At 61.9% G+C, this 15,864-nt stretch carries 13 protein-coding genes; 4 read left to right on the top strand and 9 right to left on the bottom strand.

Annotated features, from left to right (window positions below; translation table 11 throughout):
• Positions 1-154 precede the first annotated feature (154 nt).
• Positions 155-2,221: a heparinase II/III-family protein gene (locus tag LLH00_10080; protein MCE5271616.1), complete on the top strand. Its 2,067-nt coding sequence runs from the start codon at positions 155-157 to the stop codon at positions 2,219-2,221.
• Positions 2,222-2,616: 395 nt separating this feature from the next.
• On the opposite strand, the gene LLH00_10085 is transcribed toward LLH00_10080, so the two are convergent.
• From LLH00_10085 to LLH00_10125, 9 genes are all read right to left on the bottom strand, one after another.
• The gene (locus LLH00_10085) at positions 2,617-3,474 is read right to left on the bottom strand and encodes a TrmB family transcriptional regulator (protein MCE5271617.1); all 858 of its coding nucleotides are present in this window, start codon (positions 3,472-3,474) and stop codon (positions 2,617-2,619) included.
• A gap of 144 nt (positions 3,475-3,618) precedes the next feature.
• Entirely contained in the window at positions 3,619-4,416 is a 798-nt protein-coding gene (locus LLH00_10090; GenBank protein MCE5271618.1) for a methyltetrahydrofolate cobalamin methyltransferase, read from the bottom strand.
• Positions 4,417-4,474: 58 nt separating this feature from the next.
• Entirely contained in the window at positions 4,475-6,361 is a 1,887-nt protein-coding gene (locus LLH00_10095; GenBank protein ID MCE5271619.1) for an ASKHA domain-containing protein, read from the bottom strand.
• A 149-nt stretch (positions 6,362-6,510) separates the two neighbouring features.
• Complete coding sequence (locus LLH00_10100) at positions 6,511-7,152, bottom strand: corrinoid protein (protein MCE5271620.1); 642 nt, start codon at positions 7,150-7,152, stop codon at positions 6,511-6,513.
• A 237-nt stretch (positions 7,153-7,389) separates the two neighbouring features.
• Complete coding sequence (gene aroF / locus LLH00_10105; GenBank protein ID MCE5271621.1) at positions 7,390-8,379, bottom strand: 3-deoxy-7-phosphoheptulonate synthase; 990 nt, start codon at positions 8,377-8,379, stop codon at positions 7,390-7,392.
• A 147-nt stretch (positions 8,380-8,526) separates the two neighbouring features.
• Entirely contained in the window at positions 8,527-9,933 is a 1,407-nt protein-coding gene (locus LLH00_10110; GenBank protein ID MCE5271622.1) for an aspartate ammonia-lyase, read from the bottom strand.
• A 345-nt stretch (positions 9,934-10,278) separates the two neighbouring features.
• Complete coding sequence (locus LLH00_10115; protein ID MCE5271623.1) at positions 10,279-12,210, bottom strand: aconitate hydratase; 1,932 nt, start codon at positions 12,208-12,210, stop codon at positions 10,279-10,281.
• 251 nt (positions 12,211-12,461) lie between these two features.
• On the bottom strand, positions 12,462-12,830 hold the full coding sequence (locus LLH00_10120) for a nucleotidyltransferase domain-containing protein (GenBank protein ID MCE5271624.1): 369 nt from the start codon (positions 12,828-12,830) through the stop codon (positions 12,462-12,464).
• A 444-nt stretch (positions 12,831-13,274) separates the two neighbouring features.
• Complete coding sequence (locus tag LLH00_10125; protein MCE5271625.1) at positions 13,275-13,649, bottom strand: hypothetical protein; 375 nt, start codon at positions 13,647-13,649, stop codon at positions 13,275-13,277.
• Between the two features lie 161 nt (positions 13,650-13,810).
• Here LLH00_10125 and fliP point away from each other — a divergent pair, with 161 nt between their 5' ends.
• From fliP to fliR, 3 genes are all read left to right on the top strand, one after another.
• Positions 13,811-14,632 (top strand): flagellar type III secretion system pore protein FliP, encoded by an 822-nt coding sequence (fliP, locus tag LLH00_10130; protein ID MCE5271626.1) that lies wholly within the window; start codon positions 13,811-13,813, stop codon positions 14,630-14,632.
• 12 nt (positions 14,633-14,644) lie between these two features.
• Positions 14,645-14,914 (top strand): flagellar biosynthesis protein FliQ, encoded by a 270-nt coding sequence (gene fliQ / locus LLH00_10135; protein MCE5271627.1) that lies wholly within the window; start codon positions 14,645-14,647, stop codon positions 14,912-14,914.
• A 166-nt stretch (positions 14,915-15,080) separates the two neighbouring features.
• Entirely contained in the window at positions 15,081-15,860 is a 780-nt protein-coding gene (fliR, locus tag LLH00_10140) for a flagellar type III secretion system protein FliR (GenBank protein MCE5271628.1), read from the top strand.
• Positions 15,861-15,864 lie beyond the last annotated feature (4 nt).

The raw sequence follows: 15,864 nt of genomic DNA on the forward strand, positions 1-15,864 counted from the left end.
TGTGTGCGACCGGGCGGACACACGGGTCCGCCCCTACAAGAGATAGAAGCGCTTCTCGGTAGAGCGACTGATAGAAAGCGTTGTCGTTCACAGCATGAGACAATCAGAACCCTGAACACATAAAGTTCCCTCCACCCTCGCAAGGAGTCGCGGCATGACCGCCACAATCCGCTCTCTGCTCATGGTCCTGGCCCTCGCCCTGGCCGGCTGCTCCGGCGGCGCCAAAGCCCCGGATTATTCAGGCTTCGCCACCGGAAAGCACGAAATTTCCAAGGAACACCCGCGCCTTCTGGGCAGCGCCGACTACCTGAAAAAGCTGGCCGCGGAGCGCCCCGAGGCCTGGGCCCGCGTAGACTGGGTGGCCCGTAACCTGGAGACCAGGGACGAGACCGTGATGGACGAGCACATGAAAGCTATCTCCATGGGCCTGGTCTACGTGGTGGAGGGTGACACGGCGGTGGGACGCGCCGCGGTGGAGCGGGTGCTGATCACCGTGCGCGCGCCGATCCGGGTGGGGCACGACACTTTCGGCTACGACATGGCCAAGGTCTCGCTGGTCTATGACCTCTGCTGGCCGCTCTGGACCCAGGCCGAGAAAGAGGAGTTCTTCGATTACTGCAACCGCACTATCGACGCCAACGTGAACAGCGAACTGGCCGTGTTCCACAACGCCTGGTACGGCTACAAGTGGTGGGGCTACGGCCTTACCGCCTACGCCACCTGGAACGAGTGGGAGCGCGCCCCCAAAATCCTGGCCGAGCTGGAGAAGGATTACGCCGAGCGCGCCGCCCCGGCCCTGGAGCTTTCGGGCCAGGGGGGTGGGTTCGCCGAGGGCTATTATATCAACTACTGGTCCTACGAGTGGCTGTTTTTCTGCGAGGCCGCCCGCACGGTGGAGGGCAAGAATTATTACGCCCTGGCCCCAGGGTTTTTCCACAACCGCGCCGTGGCCTGCATGTTCGAGGCCTATCCCTGGATCAGCGAGAACAGCTCGCACCGTCCGATCCCGATGGGCGACTCCGGCGGGCAGAGGTTCCGCCGCGAGCGCGACAAAGCCCTGGCCGTGCGCCGTATCCTGGTCAATTTCTACCGCGATGACCCGGCGCACCAGGTGGTGCACACGTTCAACGAGGAAACGCCCCGCTGCGGAGTGCCCGGCAACGCCTACAAGGATTTCCTCTGGCGCGACACCACTGTCACAAAGGGCGACCTGGCCCATTTCAAGCTCTCGCATATCAGCACCGGGCCGGGCTATGTCTACGCCCGCAGCAGTTGGGACAACGGCGCGACCTATTTCTTCTTCAAGTGCGGCGACCGGTTCACCGCCCACCAGCACCTGGACAACGGGCATTTCCTGTTCGCCAAGTATGATGAGCTGGCCGGGGACGGCGGCCAATATTTCTATTTCGGCGGGGACCACGACACCAACTACCTCATCCGCACCATCGCCCACAGCACGGTGACGGTCTACAACCCGGCCGAGACCTGGACCAACCTGCGCGCGTTCGCCGGGCCGTTCGGCAACGACGGGGGCCAGATGCACGACTGGCCGCACCACAACGGCTCGTGCAACGACATCGCCGACCGCGACCTTCACCCCGACCTCTACGAGCTGGCCGATATCACCGCCTATGAGGACAAGGGCGCCTACATGTATGTGGCCGGCGACATGACCAAGGCCTACAAGGCGGACAAAATGGGCCTGTTCACCCGTCAGATCGTGTTCCTGCGCCCCGGCACCCTGGTGATATTCGACCGCGTGACCGCCAAGGACAAGAATTTCACCAAGCGCTGGCTGCTCCAGGCCACCAAGGCGCCCACGCAGCAGGACGGGGCCTTGGTAGTGACCAATGATTACGGCGGACGGATGTTCGTGCGTGCGCTTCTGCCGCGCGAGGCCAGGGTGAAACTCAACTCCGGCGACAGCCTGTACTGCTACGACGGGCACTGCTACCCGGCGGAACAGTCCCGCGGGCCCGCGCCCGAGTGCCGGGTGGAGATAAGCCCCCCCGTGGCCGCGGAGACCGACTATTTCCTCAACGTGCTCACCGCTGCCGACACCTCCATGACCGCGCCGCCGGAGGCCGGGTACACTGAATACGAGGACCGGGTGGAGGTGAATCTGGAGGGGGCGAAAGTGACTTTCCAGAAAGGCGCCCTGGGCGGTCAAATAGAGCTGGGTGGGCAGAGCGCACCCCTGGCCGCGGGGATTGTGCAGTAGGGCAGGGAAAAGAAGGCTTAGCAGGGAAAGAAAAGGCCGCCTCCCGGTGGGATTGGGGGGCGGCCTTGTTGCTGATTATTGATCGGGATTCAAATTGTTTGCCCAAGACAGTTTTCTTGAATTACACACCCCGGCGGCTGCGCCGCCACCCCTCTTTTTAGAGGGGAGTTTCCCACCCGGCCACGGAAATCCACCAAAAGTATGTCCAGCCGGCCTCCCCCTTTGACAAAGGGGGATTGAGGGGGATTTGCCTTGTAGTTCTGACTCAGCACTCATGCCGACACCGTCAAAGCCGTAATCCCCCCTGACCCCCCTTTTGGAAAGTGGGGAAATAAAACAGGCCCGGGTTATCTCCCGGGCCTGTCGCATTTTCATAGCCTTTTTACTGCACTGCCTCAGCTCGCCTGGCGCGCCACGGCGGCGAAATGCTGCTCGATCCCGCCGGTGAAGCGGTCCAGGATGATCCCGTGCATGTCGGGGTTGGTCATCAGCACCTGCATCAGCTTCTCGTGCCCGAACTCGCGGGTCATCATCAGGATCGTGATGTCGTGGATGATGAACTCGCGCGCCACCATGCAGAGCGCCGGGTCGCGGGTGATCACGGCCCAGGAGTTGTCATCCTGCAGCATCTTGCCGATCAGTACCTCCTGGTTGTCCCGCACCACGAGCGTGTGCTGGCCGCGCAGACGGTTCTCCACCACGTGCAGCGGCATGCTCTCATCGTGGTAGTAGATATGGCCGGGCAGGTCCACCGGGCTGTCCGAGAACATCGTGGTGAAAATCTTCACCCCGCGCTTCTCGGCCCGGCGCAGCAGGGGACGGACCTCCTGGGTCTGTTCCTCCCACAGCTCCAGCATCAGCTCGCGCTCGGCGTTCTCGATCATCAGGCGGATCTCGCTGCGCACGTTGTGTGCACCCTTGATGTAGTAGATGTATTCGCGGGTGAACGAGAACGAGGCCTGGTCCAGGGCCGTGCGCACCGAGTCGATGGAATGGTCGAAATCCCGTTTCAGGGTATCCAGGAACTTGTCATAGGGCACGGGCACGTACTTGACCGGGTCTTTCTCGATGCGGTAGACCGCACCCAGGTCGATCAAACGTTGCAGGACATCGTAGATCACCGAGCGGCGGATGCCGGTCTCTTTGCTGAGCTGGTATCCGGTTACAGGGTTTATCCGCAGCAGCGAAATGTACACCTTGGCCTCGTTGCCGTTCATGCCGAGCTTCTGCAGGTCCTCGATACACTGTTTCACGGCTTGTCTCCGGAGAGAGTAAAAAATAGGGTTTTCTACAGATTAATTAGGCTCAAGCTCTCCTGTCAAGGTTAATTTTTATGGAGAACGAACAAAATGTGCAAAAAAAAGCCCCGCCGAAGCGGGGCTGGAGGGCTTAAATCCTTACAGGTCAAGCTTTCCGCTTTGATGAGCCTCGATGTATTTCATGCAGAACTCATCCTGGCCCAACAAAGTGCGCGTGGTGATCAGGTTGGCCATCAGGCGCTTGTCCGTGGGGTCGAGGATGGCTGCGTCCAGTCCATGATCCATCGCAAGTACCAGAAACATTTGATTTATAAGGAATCTGAAGGGCAGCCCATAGGAAACGTTGCTGAGTCCGATGACCGTATGAACGCCCTTGAATTGGTTCATAATTCGAACCAATGCCTCTAACACTACAGTCGCGTAAGTGTGGTCTGTGGCCACCGGATGGACCAGCGGGTCGATGTAGATGTTTTCCAACGGGATGCCCTCGCCGGTGAGCCGCTCCACCAGGCGCCCGGCCAGGCGCAGCTTGCTGTCCAGGTCGGTGGGCATGCCATCGTCATCCGCACACATGGCGATCACATCCGTGCCGTAGTCTCGCACCAGGGGCATCAGGGCCTCGTAGCGCGTTTTTTCCAGGGAGATGGAATTTATCAGGGCCTTGCCTTTGTGAAGTTTCAGCGCCGGCTCGATGGCCCTGGGGTTGGGGCTGTCCAGGCTCAGCGGGCAGCCGTAGCGGCCCTGGACTGTCCCGACCAGCCAGCAGAGCAACTCCGGCTCGCGCTCGCCGAACATCCCGGCGTTGACATCCACATAATCGGCCCCGGCCTCTAACTGCATACCGGCCTCGTTCAGGATGAAATCTGCGTCGCGGCTTTCCACCGCCGGGGCGATCCTCTTGCGGCTGGAGTTGATGCGCTCTCCGATTACGAGCATACGGTCCTCCGTCTGGGGTGACAATTCAGAATGAAATGATTCGGATAATCGGCCCGTTTCAGTGCTGCAGCAGCCCGGAGGGATAGGGCTCCGGGAAGAACATCGAATCGGTGAAAGTCTCCTCCCACTCGGGCCGAGAGGCCAGCTCGACAAACTCCATGCGCCGGGCGATGCGGCAGGCGCGCTCCAGCTCCGGGGCCGACAGAAGGGCGAAGCGCGCCCCGATCCCGGCCGCGTTGCCGATCGCGCTCAGGCGCGTCAGGGGGATGCCGCGCACCAGTCCCACTCCCAGGGCGCTGACCGGCTGCATGTAGTTGCCGAACGCCCCGGTCAGGAGCACTCTCTGCACCTGTTCCGGCTCGCGTCCGGCCGCGTTCAGCAACAGGCGGATTCCGCTGGAGATGGCCCCGGCGGCAAGCTGAAGCTCGCGCACGTCTTTCTGGGTCAGAAGCACCCGCTGGTGTCCGGCGGCGTCCTCGTGCTCATCCAGCAGGAACCAGCCCCGTCCCAGCTTGTCCTCGCCCAGGCGCCCGGACAGAGCCGGGCTGACCTTGGACGGCAGCTCCGCGCGCGGCAGGAGACGCCCCGTGGCGTCGATCACCCCCACGCGGCGCAGCTCGGAGACTATGTCCAGAAGGCCCGAGCCGCAGATTCCGCGGGCGTGAAGGCCCTCGCCGATCACATGGAACTCCGGCCCGCCCGACAGGTTCACCCGGAAACTGTCCAGGGCGCCGCTCTCGGCGCGCATGCCCATGTGGATACGCGCGCCCTCGAACGCCGGGCCGGCGGCGGTGCTGCAGCAGAGCAGCCGTCCCCGGTCGGCCAGGACAATCTCACCGTTGGTGCCCAGGTCCACGGCCAGGGTGAGCTGGTCGGCGGTGTCCAGGCGGGCGGCCAGGGCCACGGCCACGGTGTCGGCCCCCACGTGGCCGGCCACGGTGGGAAGGAATGTCCCGCGGGCAAACGGCGAGGCGGCGAGCCCGCACCCGGCCGGGCTGAACTCCACAGCGCCGTTCACCAGGGGCAGGTAGGGCGCGCGGCCCAGCAGCAGCGGGTCGAACCCGAAGAACAGGTGCTGCATGGTGGTGTTGCCCACCAGGGACCAGCGGTAGATATGCTCGGGCGAGGCGCCGGCGCGCGAGCAGGCCAGGCGGGCCAGGCCGTCCAGGTCGCGGCGGATCAGCTCGCTGAGCTGCGCCAGGCCGTCCGGCTTCTCAAAGCAGTAGCTGATCCGGCTCATCACGTCATCACCGTAGGCGCTCTGGCTGTTGGCCTTGCCGACCGAGGCCAGCAGACGCCCGCTGGTGAGGTCGCACAGGTAGAGGGCCAGGGTGGTGCTGCCGATATCGACCGCCGCGCCCAGGACCTGGCTCGTGGTATCGCCGCGCTCCACTCCGGCCAGGCTGTCGCGGTCGATCAGCAGGGTCACCGCGTTCAGCTCACGGCCCACCGCCTCGACAAAGGCGCGCGCCACGGGCAGGGGCAGGGGACGGCTCCCCAGGTGGGGGGGGAGCGCGGCGTGAAGGGCCTCGGCCGAGGGGATGAGCAGGTTTTTCAGGGTCGGCTCCACCGGACTGAACAGCACCTTGCGCGGCGCGCCCTCCGGGGCCACCCCGGCCTGCTCGGCCTCGAGCAGGGCGATCTTGGCCCGCGGTATCTCGCCGATGTGCAACAGGCGCACGGTCAGGTCGGAGTGGACAGTCAGGCGGCAGGCGAGGCGGAAACCCTGGTCCAGGCGCTCGGGGCCGATCTGGGCGCGGTCCTCCTCCGAGGGTGGCGGGCTGTCGCCCTGGAAACGCACTTGGCAGCCGCCGCAGGTGCCGCGTCCGCCGCAGGGTGAGTCTATCAGGAAACCGTTGTCGCGGGCGGCGCTCAGCAGGCTGGTCCCATCAGCCACCCGCACGCTGACATTCTGGGGCAGGAAAGTAACGGAATGTTCCGTCATTGTCTCCACGGCTGGAAAAGGGTAACAAGGGCAGGCCGGGAAGTGAATCTTTCAGGCAGCACTCCCGTCCCGCGGAAGAAAAAAGGGGGCAACCCATGCAATATGGTTTGCCCCCTGACTTTAGTTGCTTCAGCTTCGGCCACGCGCGGTCAGGCGGCGATGCCGAGCAGTTCCTTGGCCTTGACCACCGCGCTGCTGCCATCGGCCGAGTAGCCGTCCGCGCCGATCTCATCGGCGAATTTCTGGGTCACCGGGGCGCCGCCGACCATGGTTTTCACCTTGCCGGTCAGGCCGGCGTCCTTGACCGCCTTGACCACGTCCTTCATCGACAGCATGGTGGTGGTCAGCAGTGCGCTCATCAGGATCAGGTCGGCGTTCTTGTCCTTGGCCGCCTGGACGAACTTGTCGGCCGCCACATCCGTGCCCAGGTCGATCACCTCGAACCCGGCGCCTTCCATCATCATCACCACCAGGTTCTTGCCGATGTCGTGCAGGTCGCCCTTGACCGTGCCGGCCACGGCCACGGCCTTGGCCTTGTAGTTGCCCTCGACCAGCTTGGGCTTGATGATCTCCATCCCGGCTTTCATGGCCCGGGCGGCGATCAGGACGTTGGGGATGTAGTACTCGCCGCACTTCCATTTCTCGGAGACAATCTCCATGCCTCTGACCAGCCCGTCGTTCAGGATATCCAGGGCGTTCTTGTTCTCGCCGATGGCCTTCTCGCACAATTCCTTGATCTTCGGGGCGTTGCCGACCACAAGCGAATCACGGATTTCCTCGATCAACGACATTGTCGTATCCTCCAGCCGGGAAATGAAATGATGGATTGATGTATGAAAGATTTTTCGCAAAAGGGACAGCCGCCGGGCTGAACAAGCCTCGCGACGCGAGCGGCCGGTTCATTGTCCGAAAAGTATAATCGAATGCCGAGGAAAAATCCACCCTTTTCGTCAGGCCGGATAGCCACTTACCCCACGTCCGGCGCACGAGTTAGAACGAACGCCGCCGCGCGTGCCAGGTTGCACGGCTCAAATCTTCAGCGCGGCGACCAGGGCGGCGAACCGCTCGAAATCCAGCGACTGCTGGCCATCTGACAGGGCCCGTTTCGGGTCGGGGTGCACCTCGATCATCAGGCCGCAGGCGCCGACCGCGCGCGAGGCCAGGCTTAAGGGGGCCACCAGCGAGGCCCGTCCCGTGCCGTGGCTCGGGTCCACGATCAGCGGCAGGTGGCTCAGCTCGCGGGCCAGAGCCACGGAGTTGAGGTCCAGGGTGTTGCGCGTGGCGGTCTCGAAAGTGCGGATACCGCGCTCGCAGAGGACGACATTCGGGTTGCCGGAGTCCAGGATATACTCCGCGGCCAGGAGCCACTCCTCCAGACGCGCGCTCATCCCGCGCTTGAGCAGGATCGGCATCCCGCTGCGGGCGGCCTCGACCAGAAGGTCGAAATTCTGCATGTTGCGCGTGCCGATCTGCAGCATGTCGCAGCAGGAGGCCACCAGCTCTATGTTCTTCACGTGAAGGATCTCCGTGACCACCGGGATTCCCACCTCGCGCCGGATGCGGTTGAGGATCGCCGCCCCGGCCTCGCCCAGGCCCTGGAACGCGTAGGGTGTGGTGCGTGGCTTGAAAATCCCGCCACGGAAAAGGCCCGCCCCCAGGCGCTTGACCTCGCGCGCGGTGGTCAAGGCCTGCTCCTCGCTCTCCACGCTGCACGGCCCGGCGATCAGAGCGAAAGGAGAGTTCCCGCCCAGGCTCACTCCGCCCACCTGCACCACGCTGTCCTCGGGGCGCCACTCCCGGCTGACCAGCTTGTAGGGCTTCGAGACGTGGATGATCTCCTTGACCCCCGGCATCAGGAGCACCTGGTCGGCATCCACGTATCCCACGTTGCCCATCACGCCGATCGCGGTGCGGGTGGAGCCGGGCAGAACCTCGGCCTTGAGGCCCAGGGCCTGAATGAGGTCGGAAACCTCCCCGACCTGTTTTTCGGTGGCGGACTTGTCCATTACGATCAGCATACCGATTCCTCAGTCTTATAAACTTGTCTGTTGCAGGCGGATACCGCGGCGGAACTCTCTGATGAATGTAGGGGCACGGCGCGCCGTGCCCCTGCGGTCTGGGAAATTTATAAATGATAGGCTCATCCGGCGCAAGAATAATCCGGCTCAGGCCTTGCCTTTCTCCAGGATGCCGGGACGGGTGATCCGCTCCGGGGCGAGGGCCGCCTCCAGCTCCGCCGGGGTGAGGATGCCCCGCTCCAGGATGATTTCCTTCAGCGAGCGTCCGGTCTTGGCCGACTCCTTCACGATCTCCGCGGTGTTGAGGTAGCCCAGCACCGGGTTCAGCACCGTGGCCGTGCCCAGGCTCTTCTCGAAGTACATCCGGCAGCGCTCGCGGTCGGCCTGGAGGCCCGCCACGCAACGCTCGGCCAGCAGACGGCAGGCGCCGGTGAGGATACGCGCCGACTCCAGGACATTCCAGGCCACCACCGGCAGCATCACGTTGAGCTGGAGCTGGCCGGCCTGGGCCGCCATTGTCACGCACTGGTCGTTGCCGATCACCTGGAAACTTACCATGGCGGTCATCTCCGGGATCACCGGGTTGACCTTGCCCGGCATGATACTGCTGCCCGGCTGCAGGGCGGGAAGGAGGATTTCGGCCAGGCCGCTGGTGGGGCCGCTGGCGAGCAACCGCAGGTCGTTGGTGATCCGGATCAGCTCCACGGCCAGGGCTTTCATCCGCCCGCTTATGTCCACGAACACATCCAGGCTGGCCATGGCGGCGAACAGGTCGGGGTCGGCCGAGAGGTCGAACCCGGTCAGCTCGCGCAGCGTGGCTATCATGCGGGGCACGTACTCGGGGTGGGTGTTGAGGCCCGTGCCCGCGGCCGAGCCGCCGATCCCCAGCACCCCGGCCCGGTTGAACGCGCTTCTCAGGTGCTTCTCGACCTTGAACAGGGTGTGGGCGTAGCCGCCGAACTCCTGGCTCAGCCCCACCGGCACGGCATCCTGAAGGTGGGTGCGGCCGGTGGTCACGATGCCCTCGAAGGCTTTGGCCCGGCCCTCGAAAGCGCGCGCCAGCGCACCCACCGCCGAAACCAGCGGGGCTTCCATTTTCAGACAGGCCAGGCGGATCGAGGTGGGGACCACATCATTGGTGGACTGGCCCATGTTCACCTGGTCGTTGGGGCTCACCAGCTTGTACTGGCCGCGCTTGCCGCCCAGGGATTCCTCGGCCAGGTTCGCCAGCACCTCGTTGACATTCATGTGGTAGCTGGTGCCGGCCCCGGCCTGGTAGACATCCACCACGAAATGGCTGTCCAGCTCACCCGTGAGCACCCGGTCCGCGGCGGCCACTATCGCCCCGGCCACCTTTTTATCCAGCAGCCCCAGGTCGGCGTGCACCTGGGCCGCGGCTTTCTTGATCGCGGTGGTGGCCCAGGTCATCTCGGGCGGAAGGGTCCGCCCGCTGACCGGAAAATTCTCGACCGCGCGCCGGGTCTGCACGCCGTAGTACATGGCCTCCGGCACCTGGACCTCGCCCAGCGAGTCTTTTTCCACACGGTAGGACACTTTCGCCCCCTTATGCCTGTTCCCCCGTTAGAGTGAGAACGAAGGAATGTCGGGTTGTACGATACAGGTTTACGTAGGGACACGCCGGAGCGTGCCAAGAATCGGTTTTATTGTCTTTGGTTACAGTCAGGATAACCAGAAGCCACTGGGGACGTAATTCCGTCCCGGCCTGTCGTAGGGGCGGACCCGTGTGTCCGCCCGGTCGCACACGCGGGTGCGACCCTACATAAAACCAAAACACAACTCTTCCATTCCCCCTCATAAAAAGTTTTGGGAGGTGGGAGATGGTTTGGGAGGGGGTGGAGAACCTTTTTCAAAAGGGTACCGCCCCCTCCCGTAATCCTGTTACGCCGTCTTCGAGCGGGTGAGCGGCAGCAGCCCGCCGGCCAGGAGCACCTCGCGCTCGTAGTCGCTCAGCTTGCACAGGGCGCGGACAGTCTTGCCGCTCGTGCGGTCGGTGACAGCGATCTCCTCCCGCCCGGCTTCCAGGGCCGCGCGCACGCCCGAGATTTCCAGCTCATCGCCCTGCTTTATCGCGGTGTAGTCGTTCTCATCGGCGAAAGTCAGGGGCAGGATGCCGAAATTGATGAGGTTCGAGCGGTGGATACGGGCGAAGCTCTTGACCAGCACGGCCTTGAGGCCCAGGTACATCGGGGCCAGGGCGGCGTGCTCGCGGCTGGAGCCCTGGCCGTAGTTCTGCCCGCCCACCACGAAACCGCCGCCCGCGGCCTTGGCCCGCTCGGGGAAAGTCTCGTCCAGGGTGTTGAACACGTACTGGCTGATCTTGGGGATATTGGAGCGCAGCGGTAGCACCTTGGCCCCGCCGGGCAGGATATCGTCCGTGGTGATATTGTCCCCGGTCAGAAGCAGCACTGTCCCCTGGAGCGTGTCGGCCAGGGGCGTGTTGACCGGGCAGGGCTGGATATTCGGCCCGCGGACTATCTCCACCGCGGCGCCCTGGGGCGCGGGCGGCTCGATCATGCGGTCATCGATGATGAACTCCGCGGGCGGGGCCACCTCGGGCGGCGTGCCTGAAGCATCCGGGGACGGCAGCTCACCGGCCAGAGCGGCCAGGGCGCAGACCTCGGGGCTGGCCAGGATCACGCCCACGTCCTTGCTGCCGGCTCTTCCCTTGAAATTGCGGTTGAACGAGCGAACCGAGACCGAGCCCGTGGGCGGCACCTGCCCCATACCGATACAGGGGCCGCAGGCGCTCTCCAGGATGCGCGCGCCCGAGGCGATCAGGTCTTTCAGCCCGCCGCTGGAGGCGATCATCTCGAACACCTGACGGCTCCCCGGGGTAACCACCAGGCTCACCTCCGGGTGCACCCGCTTGCCGCGCAGGATCGCCGCCGCGGCCATCAGGTCGTGGTAGCTGCTGTTGGTGCAGGAGCCGATACAGACCTGCTGGACTTTAATCCCGGCTTTCTCCGACAGCTTCACCACCGCGTCCGGCGAGTGCGGCATGGCCAGCATCGGCTGAAGCTCGGACAGGTTGATCTCCATATCTTCATCGTACTTGGCATCCGGATCGGGCAGGACCTCGCGCCACACGCTTTCGCGGCCCTGGGCTTTAAGGAATTCCAAGGTGCGCTTGTCCGAGGGAAACACGCTGGTGGTGGCCCCCAGCTCGGCGCCCATGTTGGTGATCGTGGCGCGCTGGGTCACGTCCAGGCTTTCCACCCCGGGGCCGTAGTAGGCCACGATCCGTCCCACGCCGCCCTTTACGGTCAGACGGCGCAGCATTTCGAGGATTACATCCTTGGCCGAGGCCCAGCCCTTGAGCGAGCCGGTCAGCTTGACGCCCAGGATCTTCGGGCAGCTCAGGTGGAAAGCGCCCCCTCCCATGGCCACGGCGATATCCAGCCCGCCCACGCCGATAGCGAGCATCCCGGCCCCGCCCGAGGTGGGGGTGTGGCTGTCCGACCCCAGGAGGACCTGCCCCGGCGCGGAGAACCTTTCCAGGTGCACCTGGTGGCAGATACCGTTGCCGGGGCGGCTGAAATGCGCGCCCACCTTTTTGGCCACGCTCTGGAGGTAGCGGTGGTCATCCGCGTTCTCGGTGCCGGTCTGGAGCATGTTGTGGTCCACGTAGCTGACCGAGAGCTTTGTCTTGACGCGCGGGATGCCCATGGCCTCGAACTGAAGGTAGGCCATGGTGCCGGTGGCGTCCTGGGTCAGGGTCTGGTCCACCCGGATCGCGATCTCGGCGCCGGGAGTGAGCTGGCCCGAGACCAAGTGTTCGCTCAGGATTTTCTGCGGAACGTTGAGGCCCATCGGGTTCTCCTTTATGCAAAGTTCGGCTGCTGAAGTGAACGTTGAGTCCCAGAGCGATACTCTCCGCCCGGACCGGCCATAGTCTATATAATTATTTCTACATTCCGGGCGGAAGGTCAAGCCGGGCCGGGAGAAGATGCGCAATATAACGCAGAAAGCCGGGAAAGGCAAAAGGAGGGCGGCCGGGAGACGTTTTGTGTTGCGGATGGGCGGGTAGGCGGGCCGCGTGAGGTGGCCTGACCGTAATCCTGCTACATACCGACTTTCAACCCCAGCGAGAAATTGTAGAAATGCGCCCGGCTGGCCTGTACTATCCTGCCGAACATTTGCCCGCCCTCCCGGGTTGCGCCGTAGGTGTTCGCAGCCGGGTCCACATGCCGGTACAGACGGTCGTAATCCAGGGCCGCGGTCAGGCTGATCCTGGAGCGCAGCTCCCGCTCCAGGCGCGCCATGCCGAACAGGCCTGGCTCAGCCCCCGGTTCGAACTCCACCAGGATGTCCACATCGCTCTCCGGGCCGAAATCCTCCCGCAGCACCGAGCCGAAGAAAGAGAACCTGCGGATGTGGTTCCGCCGGCAGAAAGCGGTTATTTCATCTGTGTTCAACTTTATCCGAGTCATGCCACTATTCCTGAAAAGACGGAGATTCCGAACTCTCAGATTAAAATCTCATAGTACAAACTAAAGGTCAAGAAATTTTGGCAGTGCTTTGTAAGTACTCGCCATCATTGGGCTGACAGATATTCCATGATCGCATAGTTAGATTTTCTGTTCTGAATTATAACAATCAACATCCTGTCTTGGATTTTCAAATATGTTGGCAGAATATCCTTGCCATGCATGCATAGCTGAAAATAAGCACTGGTGCTTGAAGTGCTGTTGTAAATATATCCCCTATAACGCTCTCCATGCGGGAAAACAATAGTTACATCTCCTTTGCTTACATAATTATAGTTGTTCGAGCCTCTTTTTATCGTAATCGGATGCCTTGTGCTGTTGAAAAACGATTCGTTTAGCTGGAAATTGAACATTATCATAATGACCTCCGCTTCTTTGAACAGATTATTACCTGTTTATCCAATACCCAGCACTTGTAAATGCCTTTCTCACTGCTTCTATTTGCCCATGTGAGGCGCCATTGCTATCAGCAAATCCCATAGCCTCTTCAGTCGCTCTTTTTATCGCCGATTTGTCATTTTTCGATGGCAGAAGGAAACGTTTGGAAGCGCCGCCCTTGAAAGAAATAAGCATGTAATTTTCTGCAATTCTTGCAGTCATTCTTTTCTGGGCAAATCTTGGTCTCGCGATTTCCATCTTTTTCTCCTGTTTTGGATTGTCGATACTAAATACTCTCCTGAGTACAATATCTGGTGTTTCTCCAAATGAACAACGTTTGGCAATTTCATTCCATACTTCCTCAGAAATTCTAATTGTTCTCATAAATTCTCCTTTTGGTCTGGATTTTACTGAAATATAATCACAGAACTCGCAGTAAATCAAGTGTAAAGTAAAAATATTTTATCCACCCCCACGGCACGCGATTTGCAATCTCACCGGTGCAGAAAATAATTCCCCCTTTTTCTTCACCGGAGAACGTCATCTTGTCCAAAATTGTCCGCAAGCTCGGCTGGCTGCGAAAAGTGCGCTGGACCGCCTGGGCTTCCCTTGTCATACTCGGCCTTGTCATGTGCCTGACCGGCGCGGCCCAGGCCCAGGCCCCGGCCGCCGCGCCAACGGGCGGCGGCATGCTTTTCCCCAGCATCAATGTCGGCGTGGGCCAGAGCCATAACCCGCAGGACCTGGCGATCACACTACAGATACTGTTCCTGATGACCCTGCTCTCGCTCGCCCCCTCGATCCTGATCATGATGACCTGCTTTACCCGGATCGTGGTGGTGTTCCACTTTCTGCGCCAGGCCCTGGGCACCCAGGGCATGCCGCCGAATCAGTTACTTATCGGCCTGGCCCTGTTCCTCACTTTCTACATCATGATGCCGGTCTGGACCGAGATCAACGACCGCGCGCTGCAGCCCTACCTGAGGCACGATATAGTCCAGGCCGAGGCGTTCAATCGCGGCCTCAAGCCCATCCGCACCTTCATGCTCAAACAGGTGCGCGAGAAGGATTTATCTCTGTTCGTGTTCATGAGCAAGATGGAAAAGCCCAAGAGCGCGGATGATATCCCCACCCTGACCATCATCCCGGCCTTCATCATCAGCGAGCTGCGTATCGCGTTCCAGATCGGGTTCCTGATCTATCTGCCCTTTATCATGATCGACATGATTGTCTCCAGCGTGCTTCTTTCAATGGGTATGATGATGCTGCCGCCTGTGGTTATCTCCTTGCCGTTCAAGGTGTTGCTGTTCGTGATGGTGGACGGCTGGTACCTGCTGGTGAGCAGCTTGATGCGAAGTTTCAATTAGCGGAGGTGAAGCTTGACCGAGCAGTTCGTTATCCATCTGGGCCGCGAGGTGTTCATGACCTCGGTCCTGGTCGCGGCTCCCATGCTGCTGGCCGGCCTGGTGATCGGCGTGGCGATAAGCATCGTGCAGACCGCCACCTCGATCCAGGAGCAGACCCTGACTTTCATCCCCAAGATTCTGGCCGTGGCCGCGGCGCTGATCCTGTTTTTCCCCTGGATGATGAACACGCTGCTCACGTTCACCGCTGACCTGATCACCAACATTCCCAACTATATCAAGTGAACGCGGCCGCACTGCCCGGCAAAAATGTCCGGCCCGCGGGCAGGGCCTCGAATAAAAGTATACCGGTCACAGGGTTGTAGAACAGTGTACAGGGCAACAGTTGCCGCCAGCCTGACAGCGAAAGCGGCACAGTCGCCCGGAAAGGACTGCCCGGCCGATGTTGCCGGTGGCCGAAATAACGCTCCGTCAGATAGAAATCTACTCGATCATCTTTTTCCGGGTGAGCGGGGTGATTTTCATGCTCCCGTTCTTCGGCTCGGAGAACGTGCCGCGCCTGGTGCGTATCGGGCTGGCCCTGGTGATCACCATGGTGCTGGTTCCCACGATCGACATCGCGCGGGTTACGTTCCCCGACGCCCTGGTGCCCTACGTGGTCATGGTGGCCCGCGAGCTGCTGGTGGGGTTCGTGTTCGGCTACATCGCCACTCTTCTGTTCACTGGAATACAATTTGCGGGAGACCTGTTAGGCTTCCAGATGGGTCTGCGCATAGGCAACATCATCGACCCGATGAGCGAGGAGCAGATTTCGGTCATCGGCTCGATGCAGAACCTGCTGGCAATCCTGATCTACCTGAGCCTGTTCTGGGACCATTTCCTGTTCAAGGCGATGGCGGCCAGTTTCCAGGTGATCCCGCTGGGGGGAGTGGTGCTCAACCCGCGCCTGCCCTCCGAGCTGATCCGCATGAGCGGCGAGGTGTTCGTGATCGCCCTGAAAATGGGGGCGCCGGTGCTGGTGGCGATGCTGCTGGCGGATGTGGCCCTGGGTTTCATCGCCCGGACCGCGCCGCAGATCAACGTCTTCATCATCGGCTTTCCGGTCAAGGTGGGGCTGGGCCTGATCCTGCTGGGGATAAGCCTGCCGTTTTTCGCGTTCGTGTTCGGGCGGTTGGTGGGACGGATGGAGAACGATTTCATGATCGCCCTGCGTCTGATGGGCATGGGATAAGAGG

It is taken from the genome of bacterium (genome assembly GCA_021372515.1).
Lineage (GTDB): Bacteria > Gemmatimonadota > Glassbacteria > GWA2-58-10 > GWA2-58-10 > JAJFUG01.